The organism is Gloeocapsopsis sp. IPPAS B-1203, from assembly GCF_002749975.1.
GTDB lineage: Bacteria > Cyanobacteriota > Cyanobacteriia > Cyanobacteriales > Chroococcidiopsidaceae > Gloeocapsopsis.
Genome location: NZ_PEIG01000020.1, coordinates 35,316 through 47,781, shown reverse-complemented (window position 1 = coordinate 47,781; position 12,466 = coordinate 35,316). Strand labels below are relative to the sequence as shown.

Genomic DNA, 12,466 nt, shown 5'->3' with positions numbered 1-12,466 from the left:
TCTCAGCTATTCCCAATCGCACAATGTATCCATAAGAAGCTTTACGTAATCGCATATATTTATGCTTCATTACTTCTAAATCAGTTTTACCGACTAGCTTGTAAGGCATTAGAAAACCGTCTGGATCGTTTTCATAAATTTGATTACTAAATGGATTATTAAGAAGCATTGTAAATTTCTGAAATAGTATTGAATCTATCGTTAGGAATCCAGCCGTAATCATCTCCCGACCAAATAACTGTAGCCAATTTATATCTGTCAGCAAGATATAAATTGGCTGGGTAATCATTGCAAAATTTGCCGTTATAAGCAATCTCTACGATGTCGCTATCAGATGTTTTAATTAAAGATATTGCGGCACCTATTGGGCGATTATCATGATTAGGTAAATAAAAAGATAGATTATTGTCAACCCCTGTAGAAACAATTACTACTTTATCTCCTGCTTGTGCATAATAATTCCCCACATCAGCATTAATTACTTTCCAGTTATTTGATGATTGAGCATCACCACTAGGAATAAAGCTTTGCAACTCATTTAAACTACCAGTAGTCTCATCAATTAAATCATTGATAGTTTTTATTAAATGCGAACCGTTACCAGCTTTATTTGCGGTTGGTTCGATTGGATTATCGTTAACTCCAGTAAATACGGGAACTTTTAAATGCTCAAAATCGTAAGACATAATTTACCTTGCTAATTGGCTATTAAAAAGCTATTGTCAATCAAACTAGTGTTATCAATTGTAGATTGCTGCTGATTGCCAGTATTTCCACCTCCATTACTAATTGGATTACTAGCAAAGTTAACATTGATAATTGGTTGCCGTTCTGGAATTGTCAGATTGATAATTGGCTGTGGTTCAGTGTATTGAACAAATATTTCCTCTACGTAAGATCCATGAATTGTTACTTTGTCAGAAGTGCCCAGTAAACCATGCCCCACATTATCTATTCCTACCCCTATTGCGCTATTTTCTCCTAACTCCAGTGCAAGATTATCTGTAAACATATCTAGCAAGTTGTAAATGCGATAAGGATATCCTGAAGGATTTAGCATTGATACGCTACCTACTTTTACCCAGTTAAGAGTGTTGGATGTAGGCGATATATACACAGTCATTTGTTTTCTGGCTGATTTCCACTCAATATCTAGAACTTTGTAAAGTTTATCTGTCTCGCTATCCTCTAATTCAAAATCAGGTAAATTAGCTTCTGGTAAGCTGATAATTTCGGCAAAAGCTTTGAGGTTTTTAAAAAAGCAGTTGTAGTTGACAATTGTATGACCTGGAATTAATTCACTACCTATAGATAATTCGCTACTTCTATAAATAGGAATAATCCTATCGAAGGTATCAAATTGTAATGGCACGACAACAGATCGGACACGATTAACACTGCTAATTGGCATAGAGCAATAACTTTTGAGCTTGATCTAAGATATTCGATTTAGTTGAAATATGCGATCGCCTATTCCTCAAAATTCTCTTTGATATATCTTGCTAGCTCTCCATCCGAAAAACGATTGATTTTTTTTAACGCTCGATGCTGCAGTTCTTTATGCCAGTCCATCGCATGAACTCCGGTACGACGCGCTAGCTCTTTGCAGGCTAGTGAGAAGGCGATCGCTATCCAGATTGTTGTGTATGCTTGCTGTTTTTTCATTTTAAAATTTAGATGGAGATAGAGATAGGCTATGCAATCAATTAACTGCGATCGCTGTGGCAAGGCAATTCATACAGATGATGAAAGCGCAATCGCTTTTCTCAAGAAAGAGTATCCAGGCAAGGATATCTGTATGAATTGCGATCTGGATCTGGTACTGGCTGCTTCTTGTGCGAAGCAGGATATCTTGCACAATCGTAAGCCAGGGATTACGGCATTACTAATGCTTGAGCAATATGAAGGGAAATGATAAAAGACAACGATATTAAAGAATTAGAGGAATTGTGCAACTGGTTAAGTCACCAGCCGTGTAAGAGTGCTTATTCAGCAGATATTGCTAAGAGCTTGCCACACTTACAGCAGTGGACCAAAACAGATTGGAAATCAAAGCGTAAGGCTGCAAGCTTGATTTACTACCAAGTAACTTATGGCTGGAGATTATGCCGGAATTGGGAAAAGCGGATAAAGAAGCTTAAGGAGATAGCGCATAAAAAATCCTTGTGCGGGTGACACAAGGATTATTGATGAATCAAACTAGATACTATTGCTAGTCCACAGGACGCAACTGTGAAAGCTTGAGTTTATCTGCATAATTTTTATCAATCATTTGAGTAGATGTATCACACCATTTTGCGATTACAGAAGTAGCCACACCATTTAATAATTGATTAGTAATAAAAGTATCTCTACAATTGTATGGCGTGGTATTAGGTTTAATCGGATCTACTATTTTTCCCCAAATTTTAGATAGAAAATTAGGATAGTTGATCGCTTTACCTTTAGGCGAAGGAAACACATAGCTATCTGGATTATCAATTTCAGGTTTAATTGATAAAAGTAAGGATTGAACCTTGCGACTTACTGCAATAGTTCTAGTCTTATTATTCTTAGAGCCTTCTACCCATACTTGCCTACCCCTAACAGTTTGAATCGAGCCGATAAAAGTAATTTTGCTGCAATCATCAGAAACACAATTCCATTTTAAGCCGATCGCTTCGCTTGGACGGCATCCAGTAAAAAACCAGAATTCAACAATAGGAGCGTAATGTCTGTAGTTTATTCCTGGGCGTGTATCTGTTTTGAATGCCTCGATTACTCGATCTCTCTCATCATCTGTAAATGCATCTGGTTGTGGATCTGTGTAGGATTTACGCTTAGGCATTTCAGCTGCCAAACCATCAAACGGATCAAACTGAATTAATTGTCGTTTGATTCCCCATTTACACGCGGCTGATAAATATTGTAGCGATCGCCTTGCTTGATCTTGAGTCGTACAATCAAGCAACGCTTTTTTAGTAGCAATAGGATCGATAGATAATGATTTACCTACCTTGTCAAAAATTCTAGTAAAGTTGCGATATTCATCTTGTGTTTTTTGCTTACATTGCGGAAGTTTGTCATCTAAAAATAAATTCCAAATTTCCCTTATTGAAGTGTGAGTGACTGGAGATGACTTATTAACTATTGATAGCGCAGGTGATTTTTCAGCTTTGTAGGCTGCTAAGGTGCTATCAAAGCGATCAAAGGTGAGATCGTCGTTAATCCTACCCGCCTTAGCTCTAGCAGCCTGTATCGAGGCTCTACAGTCGCTACCGATGGTTATACAGTGAGTTTTACCTTTATAAGTCCAACGTAAACGGATGTAGTCTTTAAATCGCTCAATCGTGACGCGTCCGATTCTTTCCTTACCTGTAAATGCTAATTGAGCCATGTTGTATAACTAAAAGGTTATTCTAGTAAGCTTATACAAGTTTTATACAAGTTTTATCCAAAGTCAATGGTTACTCTACTAGTGTTTTTAGCATATAAAAATGGCTGGAACCGTTTAAAATCGTTGGTTCCAGCCATAAATAGTCATGGGTCGCGCGGGATTCGAACCCGCAGCTAATCGGTTAAAAGCCGAGTACTCTACCGTTGAGTTAGCGACCCAGTGGAAAGTTGCGTGCGGAGGCTTCCTCCGTTGAGCAAACTTTACAAGATAGATGCCTGATGTTTTTTGGCAACTTTCCTAAGATACCACATAAATTCCAAGTTTGTGTGGGAATTTTATAAAAAAATGACTTCCATGTTTACCAAAGTATTCAAACTCGCGCCAGGTTCTAAGGAAATTAAGTCAGTTCCTGTGTTGAGTGCATTGCGTGGCGCAGTCCACGGTTCAACACAGTAAAAATCTTTGCCCTTCTGCGTCCAAAAAACGAATGTTTTATAGTACGTATCGTTCCAACTCATCTGCAACTGTAAGCCTCGATTAGCATCGCGAACACTTGCCGTTGCTGCATTGAGTGGTCGAAACGCAGCATCAATCTCATCTTGCTCAAAATCAAAATTACCAGTGAAAGAGTGATTCGTTTTGGTACGCTGATCTTGATATGCAGTCGCGGGGATAGTGAACTGTAACTGCGTTTTATCATGTACTAGAAAATAAGGATGCAGTCCTATTGAAAAGGGCATAGCAACTGTAGAGTGATTCGTAATGCATTGGGCGATCGCTAATTTATTCCCGACTAGCTGATACGTAAACGCCAATTGAAAATCAAACGGATAAACTGCACGAGTTGTATCATTGCTCTCTAAACTCAGAGTTATACTAGCTTGTTCTTGCGTTACCTGCTCGGTAACTTCCCAAGGTAAATCGCGGGCAAAGCCGTGTTGTTTTAACGTGTACTGTTGCCCGTTGTAGATATAAGTGTTGTCTGGTAAGTTCCCGCAAATTGGAAATAAGATTGGAATCCCGCCGCGCACACTCAGTTGCGGATTTGCAAACCGTTCCGCATCCAAGTAGAGAATTTCTTGACCTTGAATTGACCAACGAGTGACGATCCCACCGCGTTCTGGGACAACTTCTGCAAGAGAATCAGCGGCTTTGTCGGTGAGAGTGTAGGTTTTGTATTGTTGTTGAGAAGAGGCGATCGCAAACACTGTAATTCTCAGTAACTGGGTGAAAATCAATATAAATTCAAGACTGGTAATCGGTAATTGGTAGTTGGAGCATTATATTACCTATTAGCTATTGCCCTACCGATGAATGTGTGATAAATGTGTTGCCCATTACAGTTGATTAATCTTCTGCAAAGATATACCGATACAACTCATTTGGATCTGGCTCTGGGCTACTTTCTGCGAACTTCACCGCTTCGTCAATTTCTTGTTGAATTTTTAGTTCAATTTGTTTCAACTCTTCCTGAGATGCCAAATCTTGCTCAGTTAGATATGCCGCAAGTTTCTTGATGGGATCGCGGGCAAACCAAAATTCTTTTTCATCTTTACTGCGTAACTCATCAGGATCAGCCAAAGAGTGACCGCGAAAACGATACGTCAAAGCTTCAATGAGTGTAGGACCTTCCCCTGCTCTTGCCCGCGCCACAGCTTCTTGAGCAACTTGGCGTACTGCTAAAACATCCATGCCATCAACTTCAACACCCGCCATACCAAATACGCTCGCTTTCTTATAGATCTCTGGCTGCGAGGTAGCGCGTTCGTGTGCCATGCCGATCGCCCATTTGTTATTTTCTACAACATAAAGAATCGGCAGTTTCCACAATGCTGCCATATTGAGGCATTCAAAAAATTGACCGTTATTACAAGCACCATCGCCAAAAAAGCAAGCCGTTACTTGATCCGCACTTTCATCGCCCATCATTTCGCGACGATATTTCGATTGAAACGCTGCACCCGTCGCAACAGGAATTCCTTCAGCAACAAACGCATAACCACCAAGGAGACGATGCTCTTCGGAGAACATATGCATTGAACCACCACGACCTTTGCTACAGCCAGTTGCTTTGCCGAACAACTCTGCCATAACTTGTTTAGCAGGTACTCCAGCACTTAATGCATGAACGTGATCGCGATACGTGCTACAAACGTAATCCTCACCAGGGCGCATCGCTTGAATCACCCCAGTTGAAACCGCCTCTTGTCCGTTATAAAGATGGACAAAGCCAAACATTTTGCCTCGGTAGTACATTTCCGCGCATTTGTCTTCAAAGTAGCGCCCCAAAATCATGTCTTCATACAGCCGCAGTCCTTCTGATTTGCTCAGTTGAGTCGAAGCAGCAGAAAAAGTGGGTAATGTTCGTTCTTGCACCATCGCTGTGTAGTATCCTCGTAGTAATATTAAAGATAGTTATAAACTGTCTAGTATCTTAGGTTAGATAACTTTGACTATTGTGGGGCAAATTCCTGTCGCGGATAAAGCTCACAAGTTATTATGATTGCACGGTTTTGCTGAGACGGAAAAACGTTCGTATAAGTTGATTACTTGCGGTGCAAAGGAAGTAAGCTGTGCAAATTCCACTAGACTACTACCGAATCTTGGGACTGCCAGTTGCGGCAAGTCACGAACAGTTACAACAAGCTTACCGCGATCGCTTATTACAATTACCGCGACGCGAGTATTCACAAGCCGCGATCGCCGCCCGCAAGCAGCTGATAGAACAAGCATACGCCGTTTTATCTGATCCTGAACAGCGTAGTGTTTACGATACCAATTATTTTGCACATCGGTACGAACAGCAACTAGTACCTAATGACACGCCACCTCATTCAGAATTTCCTGTCGAGGATATTTTTGCGCCTCACACTCCGATTATCGACGTTGCAGATCACTTATTTGCTGGTGCTTTACTGATCCTTCAAGAACTTGGAGAATACGAACTTGTCCTCACCCTAGGAAATTCTTACCTCAACACCACGAACCACGAACCAAATAACATCTCATTCCGCGCTGATATTGTTCTCACAGTTGCCTTAGCTTATCTAGAATTAGGACGCGAACAATGGCAGCAAGGACAATACGAAAGTGCTGCAAACTCCCTACAAAATGGCGAACAACTACTCAGTCGCGAAGGTATCTTACTCGGTATCAGAAACGATATCTCAGCAGATCTCAATAAATTACGCCCGTATAGAATTTTGACATTGTTAAAAGAACCAGAAGGCACATTGGAACGCCGATACTTGGGATTAACATTACTGCAAGATTTGCTCGATGCTCGCGGTGGAATTGACGGGATCACAGATGATGGTTCAGGACTCAGTCTTGATGACTTTCTCCGTTTTATTCAGCAGATACGCAGTTACCTCACAGTATCCGAACAGCAAAGTTTATTTGAAGCAGAAAGCAAACGCCCATCGGCTGTTGCTAACTATTTAGCAGTGTATGCCTTAATCGCACGCGGCTTTACTCAAAGAATGCCTGTTCTTATTTCTCAAGCTAAGCAGTTATTACAACATTTAGCGCAAGTCAAACCTCAAGATGTTTATTTAGAGCAGGCAATATCTACACTTCTTTTAGGTCAAACAGTAGAAGCAAATCAAGCCTTAGAACTTTCACAAGAATACGAACCTTTAGAGTTTATTCGCGAACATTCTCAAGGTTCTCCGGATCTTTTACCTGGATTGTGTCTTTATGCAGAACGCTGGCTGCAAACTGAAGTATTTCCCCAGTTTCGCGATTTAAAAAATCAGCAAGCTTCTTTAAAAGAATACTTTGCTGACGAACACGTTCAGGCTTACTTGGAAGCACTGCCAAATCAGATTGTAGCAAACCAGCAAAAAGCTCCGGCTATGACTGCAACGTCAGCAAGAGTTAATCATACATCTCAGCAACGAGTGCAACCTACTCGCAAGCAGCATACTACTGATGTTGCAGGGGATGTTACTGGAGTAACGACATCAGCGATCAAGCCTCCAACTAACAACGGTGCGCTTGTCCCGACGACAGAACGTGCTGCCTATGTAGGTGAAAATTCCAAGCAAACAACTTCAGCGCTAGAACGCGTACGCATTTCTCCAAGAAAAAGACGCAGAAGAAAACTTTCTACAAAAAGAAAAACAGCACTGGCATTAGTAGCCCTTGCGGGTCTTTTAGCAAGCGTATTTTTGTTTGCTCTACTCGGTCAAGCCTTTAACTGGCTACGTCGAACTTTGTATCCAGCGCCACCTCTGTTACCAGGAGAACAGTTGTCAGTAGAGTTAAATCGACCACTGATCGCAATTCCTACTCCTGGTTCTCAATTTTCTCCTGTTGTGGAACCTCTTGATACTGCAACAGCTGAGCAAGTTGTGCAAAGTTGGTTATCGGCAAAATCGTCAGCGTTTAGCCCTAATTATGCGATAGAAAGCTTACAAAATATTTTAGTTGATCCGACGTTAGCTCAATGGCAACAGCGTGTCAGGAACGACAGAGCGAGTAACCGCTATCGGCAATTCCAACATAGTGTAAAAATAGACTCAGTTCAAGTCAATCCGAAGAATTCAGACATAGCAGTAGTACAAGCAATAGTTAGTGAAATTGCTCAAGTATACGAAAATGGTCAGCTAAACCAACGTGCTTCCTACGCCGATCAAAACCTCCGTGTTAGATATGATTTAGTGCGCAGAAATGGTGCATGGCAAATTCGGCAAATGCAGGTTTTAAATTAGCTTTTAGCGATGAGCGATGAGCCATTAGCTTTTACAATCATGATTGTAAGTGGGAACTCATGTATAACGTCTGTTTTCATCTTTCCCTAGCCCCTAGCTCCGGACTTCGCCTCGCTGGGCTTCGCCTCGCTTCGCTAACGCTAACGCTAACGCTCCTCGCTCCTCAATAATGACAGAAACCTTATTTGATGCCTACTTACCACTCATTTTGTGGACAAGTTTAGGATTGTTATGCTTTCGCTTTCTGCCCCACACGCTACCACGCTTATTAGGACGCAGCCTTTATTGGGTAGGCATACCAATAGAAATTTTGGCACTGGCGCGGCAGACAGATTTTTCGCAATCTGTAGGGCTTCCTCCAATAATTACTTTTGCTGCATTGCTTTTGGGGTTGGGTGTTGCAGTGCTATGTTTACAAATATTAAAAAGACTTTCTTTTCTTGCGATCGCCACAGCTTTAAATTCACCAGCGATGCAAGGAAGTTTCATTTTAGCTGCAGTATTAGGTAATACAGGGTTTGTGGGACTGGCGATCGCGCCAGCATTTATTGACCACAGTTACTTAAATTGGATTGTCTTCTACAGCCTGACGCACAATTTAATTGGAACTTATGGCTTCGGTGTTTTTATTGCGAGTTACTTTGCCCATGAAACTCATCAGAATCATTGGTGGGTACAGTTACGAGATGTTTTAACAGTGCCAACTCTGTGGACTTTCTTATTAGGCTACCTGACACGCGATGTCGAACTGCCTTCTGTAGTAGAATCAGGACTACAAGCCTCGATTGGAATTGTGATTCCTTGTGCGTTTCTATTAACGGGAATGCGACTTGCTCAACTACGTGGGTGGAAGAGTTTAAAACTTGCGGTGATTCCTGCAGTGTTAAAAGTCGTTGTTATCCCTGGGTTAGTTGGTATTTTGACGACATTATTTTTAGGACTATCAGGCGATCGCCGTTTGGCAATGGTACTGATGTCTGGAATGCCTTCGGCGTTTGCTGGACTCATTTTTGCGGAGGAATACAATTTAGAACGGGAGTTAGTCGCTAGTTGTATTGTTGTGTCTACCGTTTTGCTGCTGTTAGTCCTGCCTTTGTGGCTATTTCTATTTCAATAATTAAGGGTGAGCTATTGCCCACCCTACAAGCACTGAATCATTAGTCTTGCGATGTGAGTTGCAGAATTTGCGCTGTCACAGCAAGGCTTTCTTCATAAAGTGCCTCATGCCCTATCCGTTGCAATTGCTGACTGAGTAGAATTTCAGCTTTTTGGTCAGCAAGTGAAGATACCTGTTGAAAACGACAAGCTTGAGCACCACCGCCAACTTCCATACGCATACATCCGCCAGTTTCTGAACAAACAACAGTACAGCAATCAGCTTTAGTGTTTGTGGAGTTCAAGCGTAGTGCAATTAAATCTCCAGGAATCTCACCGCTATCAGCCGTGGGAATTGCGGCTAACTCAGCTTCAACTTGACGTTGATCTTCAGCAGTAAAGCGAATTCGCTTAATTTCGTAGTCTCCTGCTTCCTGTTCAAATTCGCAAGGATGCCAATGTAGACGACTTGCCAACCAGCCTAAAAACATGAGTGCTTGTGTGGGGTTGCCTTTTTCATAATCAATTGTGACGCGGTCTACTTCACTTAACGCCGCACGCCGCTGAGGTGGATCAAAAGCTTCAGCAGTTAATTCTTGCCAAGCCGATAAGCGTCGCCAGTTGAGATCGGCAATGGGGAACCCAGCCTCAATCAGTTCTTGTACCCGTAAAAGACCGAATTCAGGGGCATTAAATCCACTAGAGTCAATAATGACCGAATTACACACGGATGCGAGTCGCTTGAACAGCGGATTGTGATGATCTGGTGTCGTCTTCCACCACAGAAACTTGGGCAAGTCACCGATGAGGAGGGCTGCAATCATACCTGCTACCCGCTCTAATCCCGCTGTAGTACCTGTAAATGTGATGTATTCACAACAAATCAATGTTGTTGAAGATTGTTTTTGAATGGGGCAATATGCTGAGACTTGCGCCGTTACGCCGTCATCGTCACCAACAACGGGGCAAAGTGTAATAATCCGACACGGATTGCGTAGAGCGATCGCATCGGCAATTTTTGGATTTCTACTGCTATCCCAGGAGTAAGGAGCATCACCATCTCCATTGCTCGATCCATGTTGCTGGGCAACAGCTTCGCGCAGCTTCTCACGAGTTTCGGTGGTTGCAGTCCCACTTATGGGCAAGTCATATTTTTTCTGAAAGTCACGGAGTGCGGCTTCGGTTTGTGGACCTGGAATGCCATCAATTGGACCGCGATAGATATTTAAATTTGCGAGCAGGAGTTGCGTTTCTTCGGGTTCGTAAACAATTAAACTAAATGTCGCTGCACGAGTTGCCGCTGGACTTCCTTCGCCATTTCCAGCAGTACCATAACTTTGCCAAATTTTATTTAGTTCTGCCTCTATTTCACCGAGAGAAACGTCCTTTGGCTCCTGAAGTGAAAAAAGTGGAGGAGATTGAATTGCCATAGTTTGTTTTGAAGTTTTACTGTGATTAGCTATCAGCCATTAGCTTTAGGGTAGTTCAGTTCTTTTTGAGTTTTTGTATACTAGGATTGTATAGCAGAGGTCAGAGGTCAGAGGAAGAACTAGTGGCTAGTTACTAGTTGCTAGTTACTAGTTGTTAAGCACTCTTGATACTAGCCACTAACCACTAGCCACTCGCTTACTTCCTTTTAAATTGATGAAGACAATCCTACTAAAACACCACTGCTAGAGTCTGCGCCAGTGACGTCCATCGCGGTTAATCAAGGCTTCAGCTTCAGCAGGTTCCCAAGTACCCGCTTCATACAAAGGAATACTCGTCGGATCAGATGGTGCGTCCCATGCAGCCAGGGCTGGAGTTACGACTTGCCAAGCTACTTCTACTTCATCGGCGCGTGTAAACAAAGTTTGGTCGCCCATCATGCAGTCTAAGAGGAGGCGATCGTAAGCATCAGAAGCAGCAAAGCCAAAAGTTGAACCGTAGCTAAAGTCCATATCGACCGAACGAGTCCGTAAATCTGGTCCTGGCATTTTCACTTCAAAGCGCAGTGAAATACCTTCATTGGGCTGAATTCGCATCGCCAGAATGTTTGTGTTCATCTGTTGCGAAGCGGATTGAAAGATCAGATTTGGGACTTCGCGAAAGTGAATTGAAATTTCTGACACTTTCTTAGGCAAGCGCTTTCCAGTACGTAGATAAAAGGGTACGCCATTCCAGCGCCAGTTATCAATCATGAACTTCATTGCCACATAAGTATTTGTGGTTGAGTTAGGATCAATGCCTGGTTCCTCGCGGTATCCTGGAACTTTTTTTCCTTTCATCCAGCCAGCACTATACTGCCCGCGTACGGCGCACAGTTCTAGATTTTGAAGATCAGCTAAGCGTGTAGCTTGGAGAACTTTGACTTTCTCAGTCCGAAAACTTTCTGCATCGAGCGAATTTGGTGGTTCCATCGCCGTGAAGCAAAATAGTTGCATCAAATGATTTTGCAACATATCGCGCAATGCTCCAGCCGTTTCGTAGTAGCCGGCACGATCTTCAACGCCTACAGTTTCAGCTACCGTAATTTGGACGTGATCGACAAACTGGCGATTCCACAGCGGCTCAAAAATGGCATTGGCAAAGCGAAATACCAACAAGTTTTGTACCGTTTCTTTACCCAAGTAGTGATCAATACGGTATACTTGTTCTTCACGACAGACTTTTTGAACTATTTTGTTAAGCGATCGCGCCGAAGCTAAATCGCGACCAAAGGGCTTCTCAATCACCAAACGATGTTTTACGGGATCGCTGAGCATTCCTGCATCACCAAGTTGCTGAATTGCTTCAGGGAAGAATTTTGGTGCAACTGAAAGATAAAAAACACGATTGCCTTGCGTACCGCGCTTACCATCGAGTTCGCTTAATAACTCTTTGAGCTTTTGATAGCTTTCTGGTTTATCGATATCACCTGAGCAGTAGAATAATCCTTGAGAAAATTCTTGCCAAAGTTCTTCGCGACCAAGACCATCAGAGAATTGCTCGATGCCTTCGCGCATGTGTTCGCGGAAATATTCGTGACTCCAATCTCGACGGGCAACACCGACAATTGTTGTTTCGGGGGGAATGCGTCGTTCGCGTCGGAGTTTGTAAAGTGCTGGAACCAACTTGCGCTGGGTAAGATCCCCTGATGCTCCAAAAATTACCAGAATTTGAGGTTCTGGCATTTTTTCTTGTTGCAGCCCTACGCGCAGAGGGTTTTCTAGCAGCGTGACCATAGTGTTTTTGAATTTGTGAATTAATTTAACAAGTTAGCAATTAGCAACTAGCAGTTTACATTGCCCACCAATCACTA

General features: G+C 42.4%; 11 protein-coding genes and 1 tRNA gene. 3 read left to right on the top strand and 9 right to left on the bottom strand.

What is annotated here, in order from left to right; translation table 11 throughout:
• Positions 1-158: 158 nt before the first annotated feature.
• The 3 genes from CSQ79_RS24615 to CSQ79_RS24605 all read right to left on the bottom strand — a co-directional run bounded on the left by CSQ79_RS24615 (position 159) and on the right by CSQ79_RS24605 (position 1,665).
• Entirely contained in the window at positions 159-686 is a 528-nt protein-coding gene (locus tag CSQ79_RS24615; RefSeq protein ID WP_099703753.1) for a hypothetical protein, read from the bottom strand.
• An 11-nt stretch (positions 687-697) separates the two neighbouring features.
• The gene (locus CSQ79_RS24610; RefSeq protein WP_143755499.1) at positions 698-1,372 is read right to left on the bottom strand and encodes a hypothetical protein; all 675 of its coding nucleotides are present in this window, start codon (positions 1,370-1,372) and stop codon (positions 698-700) included.
• A gap of 98 nt (positions 1,373-1,470) precedes the next feature.
• Positions 1,471-1,665 (bottom strand): hypothetical protein, encoded by a 195-nt coding sequence (locus CSQ79_RS24605; protein WP_099703751.1) that lies wholly within the window; start codon positions 1,663-1,665, stop codon positions 1,471-1,473.
• Positions 1,666-1,696: 31 nt separating this feature from the next.
• On the opposite strand from CSQ79_RS24605, the gene CSQ79_RS24600 reads away from it, so the two are divergent.
• On the top strand, positions 1,697-1,915 hold the full coding sequence (locus CSQ79_RS24600; RefSeq protein ID WP_099703750.1) for a hypothetical protein: 219 nt from the start codon (positions 1,697-1,699) through the stop codon (positions 1,913-1,915).
• 297 nt (positions 1,916-2,212) lie between these two features.
• Here the strand turns inward: CSQ79_RS24600 and CSQ79_RS24590 are convergent, their stop codons facing one another.
• From CSQ79_RS24590 to pdhA, 4 genes are all read right to left on the bottom strand, one after another.
• A complete protein-coding gene (locus CSQ79_RS24590; protein ID WP_099703748.1) occupies positions 2,213-3,376 on the bottom strand; it encodes a tyrosine-type recombinase/integrase in 1,164 nt (387 codons plus the stop codon).
• Positions 3,377-3,522: 146 nt separating this feature from the next.
• Positions 3,523-3,594: transfer RNA gene (locus CSQ79_RS24585), tRNA-Lys, on the bottom strand.
• Positions 3,595-3,711: 117 nt separating this feature from the next.
• Positions 3,712-4,584, bottom strand: coding sequence for an aldose epimerase family protein (locus CSQ79_RS24580; protein WP_099703747.1), 873 nt, complete (start codon positions 4,582-4,584; stop codon positions 3,712-3,714).
• Between the two features lie 139 nt (positions 4,585-4,723).
• The gene (gene pdhA, locus CSQ79_RS24575; protein ID WP_099703746.1) at positions 4,724-5,755 is read right to left on the bottom strand and encodes a pyruvate dehydrogenase (acetyl-transferring) E1 component subunit alpha; all 1,032 of its coding nucleotides are present in this window, start codon (positions 5,753-5,755) and stop codon (positions 4,724-4,726) included.
• A 194-nt stretch (positions 5,756-5,949) separates the two neighbouring features.
• Here pdhA and CSQ79_RS24570 point away from each other — a divergent pair, with 194 nt between their 5' ends.
• Complete coding sequence (locus tag CSQ79_RS24570) at positions 5,950-8,091, top strand: IMS domain-containing protein (protein WP_099703745.1); 2,142 nt, start codon at positions 5,950-5,952, stop codon at positions 8,089-8,091.
• Positions 8,092-8,260: 169 nt separating this feature from the next.
• Positions 8,261-9,208 carry an AEC family transporter gene (locus tag CSQ79_RS24565; protein ID WP_099703744.1) on the top strand — a complete coding sequence of 316 codons (948 nt, stop codon included), beginning with the start codon at positions 8,261-8,263 and terminating at the stop codon, positions 9,206-9,208.
• 40 nt (positions 9,209-9,248) lie between these two features.
• On the opposite strand, the gene opcA is transcribed toward CSQ79_RS24565, so the two are convergent.
• Together opcA and zwf are read right to left on the bottom strand one after the other, a co-directional pair.
• Positions 9,249-10,616, bottom strand: coding sequence for a glucose-6-phosphate dehydrogenase assembly protein OpcA (opcA, locus tag CSQ79_RS24560; protein ID WP_099703743.1), 1,368 nt, complete (start codon positions 10,614-10,616; stop codon positions 9,249-9,251).
• Between the two features lie 243 nt (positions 10,617-10,859).
• Positions 10,860-12,389 (bottom strand): glucose-6-phosphate dehydrogenase, encoded by a 1,530-nt coding sequence (gene zwf, locus CSQ79_RS24555; RefSeq protein WP_099703742.1) that lies wholly within the window; start codon positions 12,387-12,389, stop codon positions 10,860-10,862.
• Positions 12,390-12,466: the final 77 nt, after the last annotated feature.

Coding starts and splice junctions, on each gene's coding strand:
- zwf (WP_099703742.1), bottom strand. CDS start 12,389: ATGGTCACGCTGCTAGAAAACCCTCTGCGCGTAGGGCTGCAACAAGAA.
- CSQ79_RS24605 (WP_099703751.1), bottom strand. CDS start 1,665: ATGAAAAAACAGCAAGCATACACAACAATCTGGATAGCGATCGCCTTC.
- opcA (WP_099703743.1), bottom strand. CDS start 10,616: ATGGCAATTCAATCTCCTCCACTTTTTTCACTTCAGGAGCCAAAGGAC.
- CSQ79_RS24600 (WP_099703750.1), top strand. CDS start 1,697: ATGCAATCAATTAACTGCGATCGCTGTGGCAAGGCAATTCATACAGAT.
- CSQ79_RS24590 (WP_099703748.1), bottom strand. CDS start 3,376: ATGGCTCAATTAGCATTTACAGGTAAGGAAAGAATCGGACGCGTCACG.
- pdhA (WP_099703746.1), bottom strand. CDS start 5,755: ATGGTGCAAGAACGAACATTACCCACTTTTTCTGCTGCTTCGACTCAA.
- CSQ79_RS24615 (WP_099703753.1), bottom strand. CDS start 686: ATGTCTTACGATTTTGAGCATTTAAAAGTTCCCGTATTTACTGGAGTT.
- CSQ79_RS24565 (WP_099703744.1), top strand. CDS start 8,261: ATGACAGAAACCTTATTTGATGCCTACTTACCACTCATTTTGTGGACA.